The sequence below is a fragment of the Halomonas sp. XH26 genome, assembly GCF_024138895.1.
GTDB lineage: Bacteria > Pseudomonadota > Gammaproteobacteria > Pseudomonadales > Halomonadaceae > Vreelandella > Vreelandella alkaliphila.
Map to the genome: position 1 here is coordinate 1,208,720 of NZ_CP071889.1, position 22,311 is coordinate 1,231,030.

Here is a 22,311-nt window from a genome sequence, read left to right on the forward strand (position 1 = left end):
GGTGGAAGGTCATGGCGTCTTCTGGGCAACCTCGCACTCAGTGGCTGGGCCGCTGGGGCTTTATGCTGGCAGCCACCGGTTCGGCGGTGGGGCTGGGCAATATTTGGAAATTTCCCTACATCACCGGGGAGTATGGTGGTGGAGCCTTTGTGCTGGTGTATCTGGCGTGCATTTTAGCCGTCGGCGTACCAGTGATGATGACCGAGATTGCCTTTGGTCGCCGTGGGCGCGGCAGCCCGATTGATGCGATACGGCGCGTCGTCAATGAGTCTGGCCGCTCCTCTGCCTGGTCGTTGATTGGTTGGATGGCCATGCTCTGCGGCTTTATGATTCTGTCGTTTTATGTCGTGGTAGCTGGCTGGTCGTTCTCCTATTTATGGAAAATGCTCACCGGCGGCCTCGCGGGCAGTAGCGTTGATGATATGGCGGCGGTCTTTGGGGCCAATAATGCCAACCCGTTCATTCTGGGCGGTTGGAGCACCCTGGTGGCAGTGCTGACCATGGTGATTGTGGGCAAAGGCGTTCAGGAAGGTATCGAGAAAAATGTCAGTTGGATGATGCCCGGGCTGGTGCTCATGCTCATTCTACTGATTATTTTCGGGGTGTTTTCCGGTGGGTTTGGTGAGGCTGTGAGCTTCTTGTTCTCGTTTAACGCGGGAAGCCTCTCTAGTGAAGGCATGCTGGCGGCGTTGGGCCACGCCTTTTTCACGTTGTCGTTGGCATCCGGTGCAATCCTCACCTACGGTAGCTACTTGCCCAAAGGTGCGTCAATTGGGCGTACCACGGTAAGCGTGGCCATTGCCGATACCGTGGTTGCGTTAATGGCGGGGTTGGCGATCTTCCCGGTCATTTTTGCTAACGGTATGAATCCTGGTGAAGGGCCGGGGCTTATCTTTATGAGCTTGCCGCTGGCCTTCCAGGCGATGCCAATGGGCACGCTATTTGGCATTCTGTTCTTCTTGATGCTCTCGATGGCGGCGCTGACCTCGTCTATTTCGATGGTGGAAGCCACGGTGTCGTGGTTATGCGATAACAAAGGCATGACCCGCAAATCTGCCTCTTGGGCGACGGGCATCGTGCTATGGCTGGTCAGCACGCTGGCGATGCTGTCGTTTAACCTGGGCGCTGACTGGACCCTGGCGGGTAAAAACTTCTTTGACTGGCTGGATTATTTGACCTCGCGCTGGATGATGCCGCTGGGTGGATTGGGTACGGTCGTGTTGGCGGGGTTTGTGCTGAAAAGTGAGACATTCCGCGATGAACTGGGCCTTGCACCGTTGCCTTATGCGCTATGGCTGACCATGGTGCGTTACGTTAGTCCGTTGGGTATTTTGGTTATCTTTGCTGATGCCTTGGGGCTTTATCAAGTTTCGTTCGCGGTGCATTGGCCGTGGCTGCTAGCGGTTTTGGTGGTCATGGTTGCAGTGGGGGAGACCCTAAGCCCTCGGCTGCGCCAAGCGCTGCGCTCGCGCTAGCCGCTGTTGTTCACGCTTCACCCTGGCAGCTGCAATGGCGCCAGGGTGAGTGCCTGCCTCCATGAGTTCGTCCCAGCAGGTGGTGTAACGGTTAGAGCGGTGCGCACAGCGCAACTGCCACGGTGCTTCCGCCTCTGTCATTCCAAAGCGAATCGTGCCTTGCCCCATGCGCTGATTAATAGCGTCAATGGCGTTCATCAAGTGCGGGTGCGCTTTATGTGAAGGCTGCAACAGCGAAAGCTGATACTGCTGTGCATCGACTAAGTCCAATAGCATGACACCGGCCTTCATAAACTGAAAACTCGGCCGATACATCTGTTCCAACCCTTCGCGGACGGCTTCTAAAATGATGCGGGTATCGTCACTTGGCGAGGCTAGGGGAATCATCGCGCTAGGTGAAAGCTGAGGCTGGTCTTTACGATGGCGGTTGGTGTTTAGAAATAGCAATACGGCGCGAGTAAGGCTTTTCTGCTGGCGCAGTTTTTCGGCACTGCGCTGAGCATGGCGGCGCAGCGCTGCGTGCAATTCCGCTTTTACGCCGGTTGCTTGGCCAAAAGAGCGTGACGTCATAATACGCTGACGCGGCTCTTCTAATGCGTTCATTTCCAAGCATGAGGTGCCACGTAGCTCTAGCGCTGTACGCGCAAGCACCACTGAAAATCGTTTGCGAAGTTGCTTTGGATCGCACTCCCGCAACTGCCACGCCGTGCGAATACCACTCACCGCAAGCCGTTCTGCTAGGCGTCTGCCGACGCCCCATACGTCATTCACCGGCAGCTGTTTAAGCAGCGCCGTAGTGGTCGGGCTGTTGGCAGTGAGTAGGCAGACGCCTTGGTAGTGAGACTGCTGTTTGGCAACGTGATTAGCGAGCTTGGCTAGCGTATGGGTAGGTGCCAGCCCTACGCATACAGGTAGCCCTAAATAGCGGCGAACACGGCGGCGCACAACTTCCCCGAGTGTTTGGCATTGAGTGTCGCTGAAGCCATCCAGGTAGATAAACATTTCATCAATAGAGTAAGGCGCGACGTCTGGACAGGCATCCCGCAGTAGCTGGGCGAGTCGTGCGGACATGTCACCATACAGCTCGTAGTTAGATGACAATAAGTGAATCTCTCCCCGTCGGCGCAAACCTTCCAGTTGGAAAGCGGGAGTGCCCATGGGGATTTCCAATGCTTTCATTTCGGCCGAACGGGCGATCACACAGCCATCGTTATTCGACATCACGCCCACGGGTTTGCCTTCAAGCGCAGGATTAAACACCCGCTCGCATGACACGTAGAAGTTGTTGGCATCAACAAGGCCAATCATGGCAAATACTCATGCACCACGGCGCGTACCACACCCCATAGCTGGCAGTTTGTCTCTTCTAACGGTAGCGGTGGATAGTGAGGATGAGCCGAGCAGAGGTGTGGCGTGCCTTGATAGAGTGCATAACGCTTTATCAGTACTTCCTCTTCAAACATGGCGACCAGGATATGCCCTAAACGGGGCGGTATGCTGCGATCTACCACCAGCAAATCACCTTCGAATATCCCCCAGCCTTCCATGCTGTCGCCTGCGGCGGTGAGGTAAAACGTGTGGTTGGGGTGTTTAATCAGTCGCTCATTGAGATCTAGCGTACGTGGTTCGTAATCTTGAGCAGGTGAAGGGAAGCCGCTAAACCCAGCGCGGCCGTATAACGTTGGAAATGGCAACGGCTGAGAGGTTAACGGCAGGGCTGTCGCAACCATCGTTGTCGGAAATGTACTCGTTGTAAACGTACTTGTTGCAAACGTGGCTGTTTTTAAAGCGGCGGGGTGGGACGGCATCGTCGGCATCCTCATGAATAAATAGTGTGTTTATATACAGTATTTGTAAGCAGTATTTATTCATGGGGAGAAAATTGCAAGCGACGCTCAACGCTGGGGGCCTGGGGGCTATTGGCTCAGCGAGCAAGCCACAGGCCAACCACCAACGCACTTATCACGGTAATCAAGAACACAAGGTTGCGAGCACGGGTGTCACGACGTGGTTTCATGGTCATTTTCCTGTTGGTCATCATCGTTAAGAGCATTTCGCAGTAGTCGCAGCACGCAAGCGTTATCCGCATAAAGCGGCAGATGCGCTGCGCTTAGCATGGTAACGTTTACGCCCTAGAGCGTCATCTGACGTATATGACATTGCTTGGTTATCCGGCTTTTAAGAGATCCTGCTTATGAATGAATCGACCCACGTCGGTACCGCTGCGCAGCCGCTTTCCCTGGCGAATGGTCGGCTGGCGGCGCTTAGCTGGGGGCGTAGCACTGCGCCTACTTGGGTGGCGCTGCATGGTTGGCTAGACAACGCGGCGAGCTTCAGTCGGCTGGCGCCGCTATTGGTGAAAGCACTGGATATTCGCATTGTGGCGATTGACTTCCGTGGTCACGGCCACTCAGCTCATGCGCCTGCAGGAAACGACTATGCACTATGGGACTATACCCACGACGTGCTGGATACCATGGAATCATTAAAGATCGAAAAGGCGACGCTACTTGCTCACTCGATGGGGGCAGCCGTAGCTTGTTTAGTATCGGCAGCGCTGCCTGAGCGGGTAGATAAGCTAATTCTGTTAGATGGCTTAGGAGCGCTAAACACACCTGCCGAAGAGACTGCCAGCCAACTACGCAAAGGGCTAGTGGCCTATAGGCGGCCGCTTTCCCGTCCTCCTCGTTATCCCGATGTTGAGAGTGCAGTTGCCGCGCGGGTAGCCGGAGGTGTCACGCCGCTGGACAGCATCACCGCCACGCCACTTGTCGAGCGCAACACCCAGGCCACTGCCGATGGGCATGTGCAAATGCGTACCGATAGCCGTTTGTTAAAGCCTTCTTTGGTGCGCTTTACGCCCCAGCAAGTGTTGTCACTACTGGCGGAGATTCAAGCCCCAGTGCTATTGATAGAAGGGGAGCGGGGTATTTTAGGCGAGCGGGACTGGGCAGAAAAAGCGCGCCAAGCAGTACCACAGTTAAAGCGCCATGTACTAGCGGGTGGCCATCATCTGCACCTTGAACCCCAGGCGGTTCATCACGTGGCCAGCACAATCAGTCAGCAAGCGTAGCGGGTACCTGATTGCTCACGTTAGGAAGATGACGATGAAAAAAGTAGCGCATGTTGTTAAAACACCTGTGGCAAGCAGCTGCTTGAATGGCGGTAATAAGGTTGCACTGGTATTGGGGAGTGGGGGAGCTAGGGGGTATGCCCATATCGGTGTTATTGAAGCATTGGAAGCACGCGGCTTCGAGATAATTTCGATTGCGGGTTGCTCTATGGGCGCGCTAATTGCTGGTATTTATGCCGCTGGAAAGCTGCCTGAATACCGGGAGTGGGTGTGTAACCTGGATTATTTAGACGTGCTCAAGCTGGTCGATGTGACCTGGAGTCCGATGGGCGCCATGCGAGCGAATAAAGTCATGAGCAAACTTGAAGAGCTGGTCGGCGATATGCTGATCGAAGACCTGCCTATTCCGGTGACGACCGTCGCGACGGATCTGATTCGCCAGCGTGAGGTATGGTTTCAAAATGGCCCTTTACTCCAGGCAATCCGTGCCTCTATTGCCGTGCCGGGTGTCATTACCCCAGTACATGTGGGTGGCCAGGTACTCGTTGATGGCGGCTTGCTGAATCCACTGCCGATGATGCCGATATTAGCCGCCCACGAAGCGGATTTTGTCGTGGCGGTTAACGTGACGGCGCACAGCCCACAACCGGTCACCTTAGAGGAGCTGTTACCCAGCGAAGATACAAGCGACAGCCGCACCGCGTTAGAGCGCGACCGCGATGCCAATATTGGCGGTTGGATGGATGATGTGCGTGCTACCACGCGCCGCTTGTGGGATGGGCTGGGGGGCAGCAATGGTGAAGAGAGCGATGTTGATGAAACCGTTGACCTGCGTGGTCGGCGTGAGTGGGGTAAGCTCGATATGATTCTAGAGTCGTTTGATATCACCCAGGCGGCGCTCGCGAAGTATAAAATCGCAGGCTATCCGCCGGATGTATTGATCGAAATTCCCAAAACTGTTTGCAGCACTTACGAGTTTCACCGGGCCAACGAATTAATTCGGCTGGGGCGGCATCTTGCTGATGAAGCGTTAGAGCGCCGCATGCCTAGCATTGCTTCGGATGCGACCGAGTGACATAGCCATCTACTGCCCGCGCTTGCGCAGCAGAATATACACCGCGCCTGTACCGCCATCGATATCGGTGGCGGAACAGAACGCCAAGACGCCGGGCCACTCTCTTAACCACGCATTGGTATGGCTTTTAAGCACCGGAAAGTCTGAGGTAGTGCCCCAGGCCTTACCATGCACGACTAGAACACAGCGCATGCCTTGTGCAGCGGCGTCGCGCAAAAAACTTTCAAGCTCAATCCTCGCTTCTTCTAGGGTATAGCCGTGTAAATCCAGCCCCGCTTGCCAAGCGGTTTGGCCACGTTTTAACTGACTTAAGGTGCGCCAGGGCAGGTCGGGCACGCTGAATTCCAGATACTCTGAGGGGCGTACCGCCTCTACTCGACCGTCGGACGTGCGACCGCTAGTTTGCAGCGTGTTGCTCTCTACCGCCGCTTGTCGACGTGCTTGCTGGGCAGCTTCGTCGTTGCGCTTAGGCTTGCCGGGATCAGCTTGATTACTGGCAATACGGCGCACGCCTGCTGCCTGCAGCGCTTGGCGAAAGGCACTGATATCGTCATCGTTGGGCAGGTGTCGCGTCATGGTCGGCTCAAATAGAGAAATGAAGTGTTAACAAATAAGCATAATTGAGAAGAGCACAGTATAGCGAGCTTGTCGTTGCTGTGAACCGTTCACTGTGAACCACGCGCTGTGAACCAGACGGCGTCAAAGGTACAATCCTTCCATGAACTTTTTACACGCCAGGAGTCGCTGTGACCACGCATCTCAATGATGAGACCTCCCACTCAATGCTTTCGTTGCCGGAATCGGCATTGGTGAGCGAGCTTTTTACACTGCGCGATTACTTACGCTGGGTGTCCAGCGAGTTTTATCTGGCGGGGCTGCACTATGGGCATGGCACGGAATCGCCCTGGGACGAAGCCGTTGCGCTTTGCTTAGGCGCACTGCACCTACCGTGGAATGTCGACCCAGCTGTGCTGGATGCCCGCTTGCTGCCAATAGAGCGCGAACGCATCATTCGCTTGGCGCGAGAGCGGGTGACAACTCGCCGCCCGCTGCCTTACTTACTGGGCGAAGCTTTTTTTGCAGGATTCCCGTTCAGCGTTGACGAACGCGTGTTAATTCCGCGCTCGCCCATTGCCGAGCTGATTGAAGACGGCTTTGCTGCATGGTTCCCGGAAGAGCCGCCTGCCCGAGTATTAGACTTATGTACCGGTTCTGGTTGCATCGGCATTGCCACTGCATTGGTGTTGCCTACCTGCGAGGTGGCGTTGGCGGATATTAGCCAGGATGCCTTGGCGGTTGCTCGTCAAAACATTACGCGTCACGACGTTGGTGATCGCGTGCGGGCTGTCGAATCCGATGTGTTTGATGGCCTGGAAGGGCAGCGTTTTGACCTGATCGTATCTAACCCACCTTATGTTGATGCGCGTGATCTGGCCACCATGCCTGCCGAGTTCCGCCATGAACCTGCCCTGGCGTTAGGCGCTGGTAACGACGGGTTGGATATCGTGCGACGCATTCTGCGAGAGGCACGCCAGCACTTAACCGACGGAGGCTGGCTGATTGTTGAAGTTGGTAATTCCGACCGCCATGTGGAGGCTGCTTTCCCTGAAGTACCCTTTATTTGGCTTGAATTCGAGCGTGGCGGCCAGGGTGTGTTTGCCTTGAGCGCCGCTGAACTCGACGCCCATGCGGCGTCTTTTGCGTGAGGAACTAACGCCCATGTCTGGCAATACCTTTGGCAAGCTATTTACCGTTACCACGTTTGGTGAGAGCCACGGCCCTGCTTTAGGCGCTATTGTTGACGGCTGTCCGCCGGGCATACCGATCAGTGAAGCAGACTTGCAGCTTGATCTAGATCGCCGCCGTCCAGGTAGCTCTCGACACACCACACAGCGCAAAGAGCCGGATCAGGTGCGGATTCTTTCAGGCGTGTTTGAAGGCAAAACCACGGGGACGTCGATTGGTTTATTGATCGAAAACACCGACCAGCGCTCCAAAGACTACTCTAAAATCAAAGATCAATTCCGTCCTGCCCACGCTGACTACACTTACCACCATAAGTATGGCCATCGCGATTACCGGGGCGGCGGTCGTTCTAGCGCGCGAGAAACAGCCATGCGTGTTGCTGCTGGCGCTATTGCCAAGCAGGTGCTGGCCGCGCAAGGAATTCAGATTCGCGGTTATATGAGCCAGTTGGGGCCCATTAAAATCGAATTCAAAACCTGGGACGCGGTAGGCGAAAATGCCTTTTTCTGCCCTGACTCGGACAAAGTGGCCGAACTTGAAGATTACATGGATCAGCTGCGTCGGGATCAGGATTCCGTAGGCGCTGAAATTACCGTGATTGCCGACGGTGTGCCGGTCGGGTTAGGCGAGCCAGTCTTCGACCGTTTAGATGCTGATCTGGCGCATGGTTTGATGAGCATCAATGCGGTAAAAGGGATAGAAATCGGCGCTGGATTTGGTTGCATTGCTCAGCGTGGTAGCGAGCACCGTGACGAGATGACGCCCGAAGGGTTTCTTTCTAATCACGCGGGTGGGGTGTTAGGCGGAATCTCCAGTGGCCAACCGATCGTCGCTCGATTAGCGTTGAAGCCAACGTCAAGTATTACCACGCCTGGGCGATCAATTGATATACATGGTCAGCCAGTTGAGGTAATAACGAAAGGCCGCCATGACCCTTGTGTCGGTATTCGCGCGACGCCTATCGCCGAGGCGATGATGGCAATAACGCTGCTAGACCATTGGCTACGTCATCGTGGACAAAATGGAGATGTTAGCGTTGACACGCCACGTTTAGAACAACAATAACAGCACGGTGCGCTTGGCGTAACGCTGCTACACTCTAGGAAGATGGTTAAGGAGTCGCCTATGAAGATCAACGTTGAATTTGACCTGACACCGGATGAGTTTCGCCAATCACTAGGGCTGCCGGATGTTGAGGCGTTTCAGCAAAGCCTGCTGGAAAATATTCAGCGGCAAATGGAGTCAGGGGTGGATGGCTATGACCCTATGAGTCTAATGCGTCCTTTCCTGCAGCAGCCGATGATGCAACAAGGTCTCTCCCAAGGGTTAGCTAACTTTGGCACATATCAACAGATGATGTTGGACATGTTGCGTAAAGCGGGCTCCTCCGGCAGCGGTGCCGAACAGGATGACGGCACAGATCAAGGCGAGTCTCAAGAGGCTGCTAAGTCAGCAGCGTCAGGTAAAAGCGCATCAAGTGCGAGAAGCTCTAAAGCGAAAGCGACGGCTTCTTCGCGTTCTCGCGCTAAAGGGTAGAACTGTCATGTGAAATGTGTAGCGTTGTTGAGCGTGCTGCTAGGAATGTTGCAAAGCAGCATTGCAGCGTTTACTCTTTTTGCAGTGCAGCAATTTTGCCATGTGATGAGCCACTCCAGGCTCATGCCAAGGAACGAGAGACAGGAGCAGACACTATGCAAGATAAAATGATGGACGCCTTTAGTACCCAAACCCGCCAAATGTTTGAGCCAATGCGTAAGATGAACTCGCTGATGCTCAACAACATGGAAAAAATGACCCAGTATCAGCTGGAAGCAATGAAACGCTACAGCCAAATGGGTACCGAGCGCATTCGTAGCGCGACGGAAATTGATGATGCAGAAAGCCTGCGTGATTTTGGCACCAAACAAGCCGAAATGATGAACGAGCTTTCTCAGCAAATGCAGGAAGATGCCCGTGTCATGGGTGAGATGAGCTTGCAGTTCAAATCCGAAATGGAAAAGCTGTTCAGTGAAGCTGGGCAGAAAATGAGCGAGCAAGCCACCTCTGCCACGAAAAGTGAACAGCCTGCGAAAGCGACTAGCCAGTCTTCACGTAAAAGCTAAACGCAACTATGTTCGCGGCGCCTTGAAGGCGCCGCGTTCTTTTGGATGATGTGCCTGGGCAGAGAGTGCCAAGCAGGTGAGGGGAGAGTGAGTATGCTGTCAGGGTGGAAAATGCCGTCTCAAGGTGTTTCTCAAGAAGAGCTTGAAGCATGGAAAGTGCAGCTAAGCGATGTTGGTGAACAGTACAAAGGACTGCTTGAGGATTTACTGTCACGGATAGCACCCAGCGAAGCTGCTGACTCCGTCTACAGTGATATGCGCGAAAGCTTTGAAGCCGCCGCGCAATCGCTCATGAGTAACCCTAACCTGTTATGGCAAACCCAATCGCGCCTTATGCAAGATCAGTGGCTGCTTTGGCAACAGGGTGTGCGCACTATGTCTGGTGAGCAGGTGACGCCATTGATAACGCCTGCTAAAGGCGATCGCCGCTTTAAAGACGAAGCCTGGACGCAAGAGCCTTACTACTTGGCGATTATGCAGCAGTATCTGCTGTTTTCGCAGATGGTAGAAGAACTCATAGAAGACCTGGATGGCCTAGACCCGACGCAAAAGCGCAATCTGGCGTTTTATGCTCGGCAGTTGGTAAACGCCATGTCGCCGACTAACTTCGTAGCGACTAACCCGGAAGTGATGCGCTGTACGTTGGAAACTCGCGGGCAGAACTTGGTGGATGGTTTGACGCGTCTGCGGGAAGACTTGGCGAACTCTGCCGAAGGTATCAATGTACGCATGACTGATCGAAGTGCCTTTGGTGTTGGCGATAACATTGCGGTTACCCCGGGTGCTGTGGTGTATGAAAATGAGCTAATTCAGCTGATCCAATACACCCCTACCACTGAAAAAACCTTTAAAACGCCACTGTTGATCGTGCCCCCATGGATCAATAAGTACTACATTCTCGACCTTCGGGAAGACAATTCGCTAGTCAAGTGGATGGTGGATCAAGGACATACCGTATTCTTAATCTCCTGGCGTAACCCTGGACCAGAGCAGCGTGACATCACGTGGGCTGATTACATGCAAATGGGCCCCATTAGTGCGATGGAGGCTATTGAGCAGGCGTGTGGCGAGAAGTCAGTCAACCTGTTGAGTTACTGTGTGGGTGGCACACTAACCGCCTCTACAGTCGCTTATCTAACAAGCACGCGGCGTGGTCGAAAAGTGAAGTCTGTTACCTATATGGCGACGCTGCAAGATTTCCGCGATCCTGGTGATATTGGCGTATTCCTTAACGAACGGGTGGTTGAGGGAATTGAAAACACGCTAGAAATGAAAGGCTATTTAGATGGCCGCTCAATGGCCTACACCTTTAATTTATTGCGTGAGAATGATCTCTTCTGGTCGTTCTACATCAATAATTACCTGAAGGGCGAAGTTCCCGCAGCGTTTGACCTACTGTATTGGAATACCGATGGTACAAACCTGCCAGCAGGTACGCATGCTTGGTATCTGCGCCATATGTACTTGGAAAATCGCTTGGTCGAGCCGGGTGGCATTGAGTTAGACGAGGTGAAGATTGACCTTCGTAAAATATCGGCCCCCTGCTATTTCGTATCGACGAAAGAAGATCACATCGCTAAGTGGAACAGTACGTATTATGGCGCGCTGTTGCCCAAAGGGCCGGTGACGTTTGTGTTGGGTGGTTCTGGCCATATCGCTGGTATTGTGAACCCTCCTCATAAGAATAAATACGGCTATTGGACCAACGATGCGCTGCCCGAAACCCATGATGCGTGGCAAGAAGGCTCGACCTTTAATGAAGGCTCCTGGTGGCCGCATTGGCAGGCCTGGGTAACAGAGAATGGCTATGCAGATCCTGATCCGGAAAAAATGGTGCCCGCGCGTCAGCCTGGAGAAGGTGAGCTAAACGTCATTGAAAGCGCTCCTGGGCGCTATGTAAAAATGACGATACCTGAAGTGTTAGGTGAGCTTCCCGCATCGTAATAACCATCTAATGATCAGCGAGTCATGCTGGGATGGTTAAACAGGCTGTTAATTAGTCTATTTCTCCAATAGTGGCGCGGCTAAACTTGGACTAAGCCGCGCAGTTTGACGCTAAAATTACTAACCGAGACGCTACTCATGCAGCCAACTGCACGCTTTTCATTGTCGCCGGCTTTTCCTGAGACCCACACTCAACACAGCCATGGAGCTTGCTGTTGTGGTTCACCATTGCTGCAGCGTTTCCATGAACGTGTGATGGCAGAAATAACCCGGCGCCAAATGATTGGGGGAACGGCTGCGGTGATGGCGCTTTTCGCAGGATTGCATGTACCTTTTGCTGTTGGGCAGCAGCCAAAATCCCACGATGGGCCGCTACTATTAACCAATTTAAAGCTGTTTGATGGAAGCGGTGGCCCGCTGCGTGATGGCGTATCAATCAGGGTGGTGGACGGCCGTATTGATGCGATTCTAGACGGCAGTGGTGAAGTGGAAGGTATTGATGTCATTGATTGTGGCGGTCGTGTATTGATGCCAGGCTTGATTGATGCCCATTGGCACACCACTTTAGCGGCCATCTCCCAAATGGAAGCCATGACCGCTGATATTGGCTATGTGCACTTGGTGGCAGCAAGAGAGGCAGAGCGAACCCTGATGCGCGGCGTTACTTCGGTGAGGGATGTTGGGGGACCGGCGTTTGCGCTAAAGCGTGCTATTGATGAAGGTATTGTGAATGGCCCTAGGGTATTTCCTGCAGGGGCGATGATCTCCCAGACGTCGGGACATGGTGATTTTAGAATGCGCCATGATATACCTCGTGGAAGCACAACACCGCTAAGTGAAGCAGAACGTCAGGGAGTTGCAGTAATTGCGGATGGTGAGGCTGAGGTGCTCAGGCGCACGCGTGAGCAGCTGATGCTAGGGGCGTCTCAGATCAAGTTGATGGCTGGCGGTGGAGTAGCGTCACTCTATGACCCTTTAGACAGTACTCAATTTACGGAACGAGAGCTACGCGCAGCGGTTGAGGCTGCCGATGATTGGGGCACCTATGTGATGGTGCATGTGTATACATCACGTGGTATCCAGCGCGCTCTGCGGGCTGGTGTTAAGTCGATCGAGCATGGCCAATTAGCAGATGAAGAATCGGTAAGAATGATGGCTGGAGAGGGGGCGTGGTGGAGCCTTCAGCCTTTCCTGCAAGATGAAGATGCCAACGTGTATCCTGATGCCGCGCGCCGAGAGTCTCAGCGCCAAGTGGCTGAAGGTACCGTTCGCGCTTATGAAATGGCGCAGCGGTTTAATGTGAAAACTGCCTGGGGTACAGACATTCTCTTTAGCCCTAAAAACACCCCGAATCAACTTCGGCATTTGGCAAAGTTAACGCGCTTTTATGATCCGCTAACAGTGTTGGCAATGGCAACAGGGCATAACGGTGATTTGTTGTCACTTTCAGGTCCTCGTAATCCTTATCCTGGTGTACTTGGACGCATTGAACCAGGTGCACTAGCTGATCTCCTAGTCGTAGATGGCGATCCAAGTCGCGATCTAGATTTTCTAAACGATCCAGAGAGCAATCTTCGAATGATTATGAAAGGTGGGCGAATTTATAAAGAGCAGCTATAAAAACGCTGAATATAATTTTTAAAAATTTTCTTTCAAAGCGATATTTTATTACTTAGTGATAAGTGCCTGAATAAAATTAAGCGGGCACTTATCATCGGTAACCACTGGTTCGATAGTATCTACATTCTTGCAACGTATGCATAAGCACTTGGCTGCTCGGATGTTGTCGGAGGGAGCTTTAGCTTTGGTTAGACACTTCGACGATGATTCAACTGATTTGCATGGCTTCGCAAGGGCGGCTACGCCGCCCCTGCCCGCTGGAAACGGCCTTCTTGGTTTTAACGCTTGCGTATCAAGCCCGGTAACAGTAGCAGGCCAGCGAATAGCCATGCAGGCCAACTACCCGTGCGGGTAAACGGTGTTGCCCCTTCCATGGCGTAAAATTCGCCAATAAGGTAGGTGGTTTCAAATTGCGCTGCGCTATCTACCAGCTCGCCACGAGGATTAATAATCGCGGTAATGCCGTTGCTGGTAGCGCGCACGACATAACGACCATTCTCTAGCGCGCGCAGGCGGGCCATTTGCAAGTGTTGGTGGGGGCCAATGGAAGCGCCAAACCAAGTGTCATTAGATACCGTCACAATCACGTCGCTGTCTGCTGCACGGCGTGCCACCAGCTGTGGGTAGATAATCTCATAACAAATAGCGTTGCCAATCGTCACGCCGGCGGCCTGCATGGGCGTTTGTTCGGAGGCGCCTTTAGAAAAACTCGACATCGGTAGGTCAAAGAAGTCGATAGCACCCCGTAACACGCTTTCAAGCGGCAGGTATTCGCCAAACGGCACGAGATGCTCTTTTTGGTAGCTGCCCTCTACGTTGCCAACGCCAATCACACTATTGAAATAACGGTTGTCCTCGTCGAGTTGGACAATGCCGGTTAATAGCGCGGTGCTTGGCGGTAAGTTGGCTTGTACGCGCTCTAACACCGGGCGAGCTTGGTTATCGATCATTGGCAGGGCGGTTTCTGGCCACAGAATGAGATCGGCATCATCCGCGACACGGCGGGTTAAATCGCTATAGGTATTTGCTGCTACGCGCTGTCCTTCGGGGGTCCACTTTAATAGCTGGGGCAGATTGCCCTGAAGTAGCGCAACGCGCGTGGGCTCGCTTGCTGGTGTCGTCCAGAGTGAGGGGAGTGCCACCGGAACGAGCCAAATAGCGGCTAATGGCAGTGTTGCCCACCATTGGCGTCGCAGCAGTTCAGCGCCTAAGGTGCCTGTGAGCACTACCAGTAAGGAAAGCAAGTAAACGCCGCCTACTGGTGCCCAGTTGGCCAGCGGTGAATCCACATAGCTAGAGCCAACCAGTAGCCACGGAAAGCCGGTAAACAGATAAGTGCGTAATACTTCCCCCAGTACCCATGCCCCTGCAAAGCTAGCCAGTGCCCAGCGCGGGCTGCAAAAACGTCGATAAAGCCAAAACGTGCCTGCAAAAAAGAGTGCTAATACAGACACAAACAGAGCGGTCAGAAATACTGCCAGGGGAACGCCGGTATAGCCGTAATCGTGAATGGATACATACACCCAAGAAGTGCCGCTGGCAAAGAGCGCTACGCCGTATAGCCAGCCTTTTAGTGCTGCCTGAGCGGGACTTAAGGTATGCAGGCCAACATAAAGCAGGCCGATGGCGATGGGTCCTAGCCACCATAATTCAAACGGTGAAGCGGTAAGCGTCGTGAAACCACCGGCCACGAGGGCAGCCAGCAGCTGAAGTGCAAAGGTGGGCGTCAACCCCATGGTGATATCCTATCGGCAGGTTGAAGTGGTCGGTTGACTAGCCGTCGCTGTCGTCGCCATCGGTAGTATTTTCACTGGCGTCATCGCGATAAGCTTCCAGCAACCGAATGCGCCGATTATCGGCATTAAGAATGACGAACCGCCAGCCGCCCAGGCTAGTATGTTCGCCACGGCCTGGTAAGTGGCCAAATTGTTGCATCACAAGGCCGCCCACGGTATCGAATTCGTCATCAGAAAATTCGCTGCCAAAGCGTTCGTTGAAGTCTTCAATCGGTGTGAGAGCACGAATGGCGAAGTGGCCATTGTCCAGCGTGCGGATATCGTCCTCTTCATCGGTATCATGCTCATCTTCGATATCCCCGACGATCTGCTCCAGAATATCTTCGATAGTAATAATACCAGCCGTGCCGCCGTACTCATCTACCACGATTGCCATGTGATTGTGGGTATCACGGAATTCTTTCAGCAAGCTGTTTAGGCGTTTGGACTCGGGAATAAACATTGCCGGGCGCAGCACGTCTTCCAGCTTAAAGGCATCACGGCTTTCTTGCGTTTGAGAGAGCAGGGGGAGCAAATCTTTAACCAGTAAAATGCCTTTTACATCGTCAAGATTCTCGCCAATGACCGGATAGCGGGAGTGCCCTGTTTCTTGAATCAATGGCAAGTAGCCATCGCTGGTTTGATCAAGGGTAATTGCCGACACTTGAGAACGTGGAATCAATATTTCACGCACTTGCTGATCGCTGATCTCAAGAGCGCCTTCAATAATCATAATAGCGTCTTGATCTAGCTTCAGTTTCCCTGCGGTGTGGCGTAAAAACGTCATTAACTCATCGCGCGAGCTAGGTTCGTCATTGTCTCCGGAAAGGGCGCCAAAGAGTTTCTCGAGCCAGGATTTTTGATTTGAGTTGCTCGATCGGTCTTCGCTCATTGCGTCTAATCTCTCTATTACGTGCAAATAGTGACTTGCAAATAGTTGTGTGCAAACAGTACGTCAAAGCACTACTAAAAAAACAGCTATGAAACCTCTGATTAACTACGCTTGGCCATACTGCGTTAAAAATCGCCTCGTGCGCGAGCCCGGTCAAAATGCTCATTTACAGCCCGTAAACTCGAACGCGAGTCCGATCCTTTTTTCGTTAATTTTTGCCTTGTCTGGCCTGCGCTCATCACATTAATCAGAGGCTCCCTATGTGAAGATGGCTACGGGTAAACTGTCTGTCGTTTTATCACTGAGTCGGGGGATACACCACCCTAAAAGTAATTATCGGCCAGGGTAACAGCTTACTCGTGATATGGATCAGGAATATCGAGAGTGGCAAGAAGCTCGCGCTCTAACTGCTCCATCTCTTCCGCTTCCTGCTCTTCAATGTGGTCATAGCCCATTAAGTGCAGCGTGCCATGCACCACCATGTGCGCGTAATGATGCTCAAGAGGCTTCTGCTGTTCACGGGCCTCATGGGCAACGACGGCATGGCAAATAATCAGGTCGCCAAGTAACGGTAAACAAACGCCGGGAGGGTTCTCAAAAGGAAATGAGAGCACGTTGGTTGATTTATCGTTACCCCGATAATCTCGATTGAGTGCTTGGCTTTCTGCTTCATCCACAAAGCGAATCGTCAGCTCTAAGCGCTCATCATCGGGGTGGCGTGAGAAGACACAGCCCACCCAGTGGGTGAGCTGCTCAAGGGTGGGAAGCAACGGCTCATTGATGGCCGCCTGGCGGTCAATCACGATGTTACTCATCGAGGTGCCTCTCCTGCGCGTTCAAGTGCTTGCATGCGGGCTTCGCGCTCCTGTTGGCGAGCTTCACGGCGAGCGCGCTCTTGCACTTCCTGCTGCGACTCAAACTCGTCATAGGCTTCGATGATCCGCTGAACCAACGGGTGACGCACAACGTCTTTCGCAGCAAAGTGGGTCACGCCGATGCCAGGGGTTTCCTTCAGAACATCCAGCACCTGTGAAAGACCAGAACGCTGTCCGCGAGGAAGGTCTACCTGGGTAATATCGCCGGTAATCACCGCCGTTGAGCCAAAACCAATCCGTGTCAGGAACATCTTCATCTGTTCCGGCGTGGTGTTTTGGCTTTCGTCCAGAATGATGTAGGAGTTATTCAGCGTACGCCCACGCATATAGGCCAGCGGGGCAATCTCGATCACTTGACGCTCAATGAGCTTAGCGACCTGTTCGAAGCCGATCATCTCGTACAGTGCATCGTAGAGCGGGCGGAGGTAAGGGTCGATTTTCTGGGCAAGGTCGCCAGGTAGAAAGCCAAGCTTTTCGCCTGCTTCTACCGCTGGGCGAACTAACAGAATGCGCCGCACTTCCTGCTGATTTAGTGCTTCTACCGCCGCGGCAACCGCCAAGTACGTTTTTCCCGTACCGGCAGGCCCAATACCGAAATTGATATCGTGCTCGCGAATGCTTTGTACGTAGCGCTGCTGATTAAGGCCGCGAGGCTTAATCATGGTGCGCGGCGTACGCATAATCACGTCATCGCTGTTGATGTCGCTATCATCCTCTTCTTCTAGCGCTTCTAAGCCAGATTCCTGAAGGAAGAGGTGAACTGTGTCTGCTTCTAGTTCTTCTGCCGCAGTTTCACGGTAAAGGTGCTCAAGCACGTTAGCAGCGGCTTTGATCCGGTTAGCGGCGCCGGCCAGCTGAAACACGTTGCCACGGTTGCGCAACGTCACGTCCAGGCGGCTCTCAATCAGCTTTAGATGCTCGTCCTGTTGGCCGCAGAGGCTAGCAAGGCGCTGCGGATCATTGGGTTCAAGGCTTAGGGTGATAATGCGATTGGCCTGAGGTGATGGCTGGCTCAAGAGTAAGAAACCCATTAGTTGATGTATGTGAGACTCAACTTACTGCCCCGGCGATGCCGGGGCAATTACCTAGGATAAGTGAGCAGTTAATAACGCTCTGGAGAGGCGAGATCGCCGCGCAACGAGTTGGGCAGCGCTTCGGTAATCTCCACGTCTACAAAGTAGCCGATCAGTTCTGTTGGGTTGGCTGCCCGGAAGTTAACCACGCGGTTATTTTCGGTGCGCCCAGAGAGCTGGCCCGGGTCTCGCGGTGAGAAACCGGATACCAGAACTCGCTGGGTCGTGCCCACCATGCGTCGGCTGATCTGCGCTGCCTGCTGTAGAATTCGCTCCTGCAAAATGGCGAGACGCTGTTTTTTGACACTTTCCGGCGTTTCGTCCGGCAGGCCGGAGGCTGGTGTGCCCGGGCGTGCCGAGTAAACAAAGCTAAATGAGTGATCAAAGCCGATGCGATGAATCAGGTCCATCGTTGCTTCGAAATCCTCTTCGGTTTCGCCAGGGAAGCCGATGATAAAGTCAGAAGAGAAGCTAATATCCGGGCGGTTGGCGCGAATACGCTCCATCTTCTCGATGTACTCTTCTGCGGTATGGCCGCGCTTCATCGCACTTAAGATACGGTCAGAACCTGACTGTACCGGTAAATGTAGGTGACTCACCAGTTCCGGGATGTCGGCAAACGCATCTACCAGGCTATCCGTAAATTCCACCGGGTGAGAGGTCGTAAAGCGCACGCGATCAATGCCATCTACTGCAGCGACGCAGGCGATTAGCTCGGCAAGGTCGATCTCGTCGCCCTCGTCATTTTCACCGCGATAAGCGTTCACGTTCTGGCCAAGCAGGTTAATTTCTCGCACCCCTTGATCGGCTAAGTGAATGACTTCATCAATAACCGATTCAAAGGGGCGAGAGACTTCCTCACCGCGGGTATAAGGCACGACACAGAATGTGCAGTATTTCGAGCAGCCTTCCATGACAGAAACAAAAGCGGTTGCGCCATCAGATTTTGGCTGCGGCAGGTGATCAAACTTTTCAATTTCTGGAAAAGTGACATCGACCGCAGCAATCTGATTGTTATTGCGCGCGTCCAGCATTTTTGGCACGCGGTGAAGCGTTTGTGGGCCAAAAATCATATCGACAAAAGGCGCGCGCTTACGCAGCGCTTCACCTTCTTGGCTTGCCACACAGCCGCCGACACCAATCACGAGGTCTGGATTGGCGTCTTTTAGCTTTTTCCAGCGACCCAATTGATGAAACACCTTGTCCTGCGCTTTTTCGCGAATAGAGCAGGTGTTCAACAAGATAACGTCAGCTTCTTTTTCGTTATCGGTCAATTCCAGCTGGTGAGATTCGCCGAGCAGATCTGCCATCCGCGAGGAGTCGTACTCGTTCATTTGGCAGCCGTGCGTTTTGATAAAGAGCTTCTTCGCCATCGGTACCTGTCATCTATGAGTCGTCGGGGGACGAGGGATGAATGAAAACATGAATGCAATCGTAATGGGCAGTGTAACGTACAGCCATTGAATGGCGTCATTATACGGACACAAGAAACCCGGGGCTAGCCGTTCACCTATAATCGATACTTGACCCGAGCGTTTCTATCAGTATACTACGCACCGTGTTTGAGCAGTTCCTCGATAGCTCAGTTGGTAGAGCAAATGACTGTTAATCATTGGGTCGCAGGTTCGAGTCCTGCTCGAGGAGCCAACATACTGAAGTAAGTTATATGAATGCTTTCAGTGGCTTCGCTCAAAACACAGCAGCAAAATGTAATGTTCCTCGATAGCTCAGTTGGTAGAGCAAATGACTGTTAATCATTGGGTCGCAGGTTCGAGTCCTGCTCGAGGAGCCAAATTGCTGTTCTGCTTTAATTACCGCCTACGGTAAATGTTCCCCGATAGCTCAGTTGGTAGAGCAAATGACTGTTAATCATTGGGTCGCAGGTTCGAGTCCTGCTCGGGGAGCCACTCTGTTTTTTATCTTCCAGCTTTGCTTTTCTCGTAAGCATTACCTGCGTTGCCGCCAGCTTATATCGAGCGATTGACATCTCAATGCTTTATTTATGATAACACTCAGTGCCCTCTGGCATTTGGGTGATTTTTTGTGCCTCTCGGTTGGCGGACGTATAGACTGTTTTGGATACTCATTATTTGGGAAGGTGCTCGTGGGAAAAGCTGCCGGTTTGCATGCGCTACAGGTATTTAAGTGTCTAAGTGACGAAACGCGGTTAATGCTGGTGCTCTTGATCGCCAAAGAGCAATCGTTGTGTGTGTGCGAAATGACCTATGCGCTAGAGGAGTCGCAGCCTAAAGTGTCGCGTCATTTAGCCCAGTTGCGTCAGTGTGGATTGCTAATCGATCAGAGGGAGGGGCAGTGGGTATACTATCGCTTGTCGCCTGATCTGCCAGACTGGGTGCGGGCTACTATTGACGCTGGCGCCGAAGGTAGCGCAGTACGTCTCCAGGCGCTAGTCCTGCGGCTAGCGAAAATGGGCGACCGACCGGCACGGCGGGCAGCACTATGCTAATAACTAGCCAATAAAAAAACGCCGACCTTTGCTTTAGGTCGGCGTTCGTTAGTTAGCGCTTAGTAATTCGTTTAACGCTTAGCCATGCGTTGTGCGCCCTGAAGATGGGCGTAGTCGAGTAAGATTTCGGCGGCTTCTAGTACATGGGCGCGATCAACCGGCATGTCTTTATCCTTATCCTCCTCGTTAGCAGCGTCTGCTTCACTACCTTCGGACTGCGAATTATCGCTGCGCGCATCCATCCATTCATCCAGCTCTGGCAGGTTCAAAGCGCGACGGCGTTGGTTTTCAAGTGAAAGCTGTTCAGCTTCTTGCGCTTCTAGCTCTCGTTGGCGCTGTTCGCGGTTCAGGCTGACGCTGGTGTGCTGTTCGCGTAGCTGGCGAGCCAAGGTGGACTGGCGCTCTAGATAGCGGAAGTTAGGATTCTCGTTGGCACGTTCTTGGTGTTGAGAAGTCAGTGCGGCGAGGGTGTTTTCCGGGGCGCCATAGCGGCGGTATTGAACGTTCTGCACGGTGTCCCAAGCAAGAGCATTATCTAGACTGCTTTCACCAATGCGTTCTGGGTCAATCAGGCTGGGGAATATAATGTCGGGTTCAACACCGCGGTTTTGGGTGCTATCACCTGAAATACGGTAAAACTTGGCACGGGTAAGCTTGATTTGACCATGGCTAAGATCATTGAGCGTTTGTACGGTGCCTTTGCCAAAGGTGGGGGCGCCTACCACAATGCCGCGGCCATAATCTTGAATAGCGCCAGCAAAAATCTCTGATGCTGAAGCGGAAAGACGGTTAACCAGTACGGTTAGTGGCCCGTCGTAAGTCGTGCCTGCGTCGGTGTCGCCGTAGAGCTGAATGCGACCTTGGGCATCACGAACCTGTACGGTTGGGCCTCGGTCAATAAACAGGCCTATCAAGGAGTTGGCTTCTTGAAGTGCGCCACCGCCATTATTGCGAAGATCTAGGACAATACCTTCAATGCCTTCTTTCTTGAGGCTTTCAATTTCTCGAGCGACGTCACGGGTGGTGCTGCGATACTCATCCTCACCGGCTTGCCAGGCATCGAAGTCGACGTAGAACGTCGGAATGTTAATCACGCCAATGCGATGAGGTTTGCCGTCTCGCTCAATGTTTATCACTTCGCTATGCGCTGCCTGATCTTCCAGGCTGACTGTGTCGCGAGTAATTTCAACAATTTGTGAACGGGTCATGTCCACTGCTTGGGCAGGCACCACGTCCAGACGTACAACGGAGCCTTTAGGACCGCGAATCAGGTCGACGACGTTGTCCAGGCGCATGCCTACCACATTGACCATGTCGCCTTCTTCTTGGCCCACGGCAATAATTCGGTCGGCGGGCTCAAGCACGCCCGCTCGATCGGCAGGGCCACCGGGAACCAGGCTGGAGACCTTAACGTATTCGCCATCAGCTTGAAGTAGTGCGCCGATACCCTCAAGTGAAAGGCTCATTTGAATATCAAACGACTCGCTTTGACGAGGGGAGAGGTAACTGGTGTGAGGGTCGATAGTGCTGGAGGCTGCCGCCATGATTAACCCAAAGACGTCTTCAGACTCTGACTGACGCAAGCGGGATAGTTGCCCTTCATAGCGCTGGCGCAGATTGTTTTCTATCTGCTCGTCATCTTGGTCGGTTAGAGCAAGCGTCAGTGCATCGTTTTTGAGCCGTTTGCGCCATAGTTCGTCTAATTCACTTTCGCGGGTTGCCCATGGGGTATCTTTGCGATCAACCTCTAAGCGCTCGTCGCTATCGAATTCGAATGAAAGCCCTTCATCAAGACGTTCTAGCAACCACTCTAGGCGGGCGGTGTGGCGTTCGCTGAGGCGATTATAAAGTGCAAATGCATCGTCAAGGTCACCATCGAAAAGTGTTTCTGCCATGTCGCGCTCTAAGTGGCGATAAGGCTCTATATCGCGGCTCAATAGGTAGGAGCGCTGGCCGTCCAGAATGTCTAGATAGCGTTGGAAAGCTTCCGCTGACCACTGCTCGTCGAAGTTAATATCGGCATAGTGCCCATAGCGAAGTGAATCCGCTATTTCCTCTGCCGCTTGGCGTTGTTCGTCGGTCGGCTCAAGTTGCGCCAGCGCTGCTGGGCTGGCAATGACCAGCATCACAGCAAGGGCGACCGAGCGCGAAAACGTTGCAAACAAGCTCATCAGTCAAGCTCTCCCGGATTTGT

19 protein-coding genes and 3 tRNA genes are annotated in these 22,311 nt (G+C 53.1%); 13 read left to right on the plus strand and 9 right to left on the minus strand.

From position 1 onward, the window contains the following. Positions 1 to 11 precede the first annotated feature (11 nt). The gene (locus tag J4377_RS05550) at positions 12 to 1,475 is read left to right on the plus strand and encodes a sodium-dependent transporter (RefSeq protein WP_253487325.1); all 1,464 of its coding nucleotides are present in this window, start codon (positions 12 to 14) and stop codon (positions 1,473 to 1,475) included. Here J4377_RS05550 and J4377_RS05555 read toward each other — a convergent pair. Together J4377_RS05555 and J4377_RS05560 are read right to left on the minus strand one after the other, a co-directional pair. Further along, the gene (locus tag J4377_RS05555; protein WP_253487332.1) at positions 1,437 to 2,783 is read right to left on the minus strand and encodes a Y-family DNA polymerase; all 1,347 of its coding nucleotides are present in this window, start codon (positions 2,781 to 2,783) and stop codon (positions 1,437 to 1,439) included. The two genes, J4377_RS05550 and J4377_RS05555, sit on opposite strands and share 39 nt — an antisense overlap. Then, positions 2,780 to 3,205: a LexA family transcriptional regulator gene (locus J4377_RS05560; RefSeq protein ID WP_038482639.1), complete on the minus strand. Its 426-nt coding sequence runs from the start codon at positions 3,203 to 3,205 to the stop codon at positions 2,780 to 2,782. Before J4377_RS05560 ends, J4377_RS05555 begins: the two co-directional genes overlap by 4 nt. Before the next feature lie 464 nt (positions 3,206 to 3,669). On the opposite strand from J4377_RS05560, the gene J4377_RS05565 reads away from it, so the two are divergent. Both J4377_RS05565 and J4377_RS05570 read left to right on the plus strand, forming a co-directional pair. Further along, complete coding sequence (locus J4377_RS05565) at positions 3,670 to 4,548, plus strand: alpha/beta fold hydrolase (RefSeq protein ID WP_253487342.1); 879 nt, start codon at positions 3,670 to 3,672, stop codon at positions 4,546 to 4,548. A gap of 34 nt (positions 4,549 to 4,582) precedes the next feature. Beyond that, on the plus strand, positions 4,583 to 5,623 hold the full coding sequence (locus tag J4377_RS05570) for a patatin-like phospholipase family protein (RefSeq protein WP_038482645.1): 1,041 nt from the start codon (positions 4,583 to 4,585) through the stop codon (positions 5,621 to 5,623). Positions 5,624 to 5,632: 9 nt separating this feature from the next. On the opposite strand, the gene J4377_RS05575 is transcribed toward J4377_RS05570, so the two are convergent. Beyond that, on the minus strand, positions 5,633 to 6,199 hold the full coding sequence (locus tag J4377_RS05575; protein ID WP_038482648.1) for a Smr/MutS family protein: 567 nt from the start codon (positions 6,197 to 6,199) through the stop codon (positions 5,633 to 5,635). Between the two features lie 170 nt (positions 6,200 to 6,369). Between J4377_RS05575 and prmB the strand changes: the two genes are divergently transcribed. The 6 genes from prmB (at position 6,370) to J4377_RS05605 (ending at position 13,035) form a co-directional block, all read left to right on the plus strand. Further along, on the plus strand, positions 6,370 to 7,329 hold the full coding sequence (gene prmB / locus J4377_RS05580; RefSeq protein ID WP_038482651.1) for a 50S ribosomal protein L3 N(5)-glutamine methyltransferase: 960 nt from the start codon (positions 6,370 to 6,372) through the stop codon (positions 7,327 to 7,329). A gap of 13 nt (positions 7,330 to 7,342) precedes the next feature. Further along, positions 7,343 to 8,434: a chorismate synthase gene (aroC, locus tag J4377_RS05585; protein WP_120385475.1), complete on the plus strand. Its 1,092-nt coding sequence runs from the start codon at positions 7,343 to 7,345 to the stop codon at positions 8,432 to 8,434. A 60-nt stretch (positions 8,435 to 8,494) separates the two neighbouring features. Further along, positions 8,495 to 8,905, plus strand: coding sequence for a hypothetical protein (locus tag J4377_RS05590; protein ID WP_038482657.1), 411 nt, complete (start codon positions 8,495 to 8,497; stop codon positions 8,903 to 8,905). Positions 8,906 to 9,060: 155 nt separating this feature from the next. Then, complete coding sequence (locus tag J4377_RS05595) at positions 9,061 to 9,471, plus strand: phasin family protein (RefSeq protein ID WP_038482660.1); 411 nt, start codon at positions 9,061 to 9,063, stop codon at positions 9,469 to 9,471. A 93-nt stretch (positions 9,472 to 9,564) separates the two neighbouring features. Continuing rightward, a complete protein-coding gene (gene phaC / locus J4377_RS05600; RefSeq protein WP_120385474.1) occupies positions 9,565 to 11,415 on the plus strand; it encodes a class I poly(R)-hydroxyalkanoic acid synthase in 1,851 nt (616 codons plus the stop codon). 255 nt (positions 11,416 to 11,670) lie between these two features. Further along, on the plus strand, positions 11,671 to 13,035 hold the full coding sequence (locus tag J4377_RS05605; RefSeq protein WP_038482674.1) for an amidohydrolase family protein: 1,365 nt from the start codon (positions 11,671 to 11,673) through the stop codon (positions 13,033 to 13,035). A gap of 278 nt (positions 13,036 to 13,313) precedes the next feature. Here J4377_RS05605 and lnt read toward each other — a convergent pair whose 3' ends face one another. The 5 genes from lnt to miaB form a co-directional block, all read right to left on the minus strand. Continuing rightward, a complete protein-coding gene (lnt, locus tag J4377_RS05610; protein WP_253487344.1) occupies positions 13,314 to 14,771 on the minus strand; it encodes an apolipoprotein N-acyltransferase in 1,458 nt (485 codons plus the stop codon). 37 nt (positions 14,772 to 14,808) lie between these two features. Further along, complete coding sequence (locus J4377_RS05615) at positions 14,809 to 15,702, minus strand: HlyC/CorC family transporter (RefSeq protein WP_038482680.1); 894 nt, start codon at positions 15,700 to 15,702, stop codon at positions 14,809 to 14,811. 353 nt (positions 15,703 to 16,055) lie between these two features. Beyond that, the gene (gene ybeY / locus J4377_RS05620; RefSeq protein WP_038482683.1) at positions 16,056 to 16,517 is read right to left on the minus strand and encodes an rRNA maturation RNase YbeY; all 462 of its coding nucleotides are present in this window, start codon (positions 16,515 to 16,517) and stop codon (positions 16,056 to 16,058) included. Next, positions 16,514 to 17,593, minus strand: a complete 1,080-nt coding sequence (locus tag J4377_RS05625) for a PhoH family protein (RefSeq protein WP_095602826.1) — start codon at positions 17,591 to 17,593, stop codon at positions 16,514 to 16,516. Before J4377_RS05625 ends, ybeY begins: the two co-directional genes overlap by 4 nt. Before the next feature lie 86 nt (positions 17,594 to 17,679). Next, positions 17,680 to 19,023 (minus strand): tRNA (N6-isopentenyl adenosine(37)-C2)-methylthiotransferase MiaB, encoded by a 1,344-nt coding sequence (gene miaB / locus J4377_RS05630; protein WP_038482686.1) that lies wholly within the window; start codon positions 19,021 to 19,023, stop codon positions 17,680 to 17,682. Positions 19,024 to 19,221: 198 nt separating this feature from the next. Between miaB and J4377_RS05635 the strand changes: the two genes are divergently transcribed. The 4 genes from J4377_RS05635 to J4377_RS05650 all read left to right on the plus strand — a co-directional run bounded on the left by J4377_RS05635 (position 19,222) and on the right by J4377_RS05650 (position 20,117). Further along, positions 19,222 to 19,297: transfer RNA gene (locus tag J4377_RS05635), tRNA-Asn, on the plus strand. Positions 19,298 to 19,366: 69 nt separating this feature from the next. Next, positions 19,367 to 19,442 (plus strand) — tRNA-Asn (locus J4377_RS05640). A 39-nt stretch (positions 19,443 to 19,481) separates the two neighbouring features. Further along, a tRNA-Asn gene (locus J4377_RS05645) sits at positions 19,482 to 19,557 on the plus strand. A 197-nt stretch (positions 19,558 to 19,754) separates the two neighbouring features. Further along, positions 19,755 to 20,117 carry a metalloregulator ArsR/SmtB family transcription factor gene (locus J4377_RS05650; RefSeq protein WP_038482690.1) on the plus strand — a complete coding sequence of 121 codons (363 nt, stop codon included), beginning with the start codon at positions 19,755 to 19,757 and terminating at the stop codon, positions 20,115 to 20,117. A 71-nt stretch (positions 20,118 to 20,188) separates the two neighbouring features. Here the strand turns inward: J4377_RS05650 and J4377_RS05655 are convergent, their stop codons facing one another. After that, complete coding sequence (locus J4377_RS05655; protein ID WP_253487346.1) at positions 20,189 to 22,288, minus strand: carboxy terminal-processing peptidase; 2,100 nt, start codon at positions 22,286 to 22,288, stop codon at positions 20,189 to 20,191. Between the last annotated feature and the right edge of the window lie 23 nt (positions 22,289 to 22,311).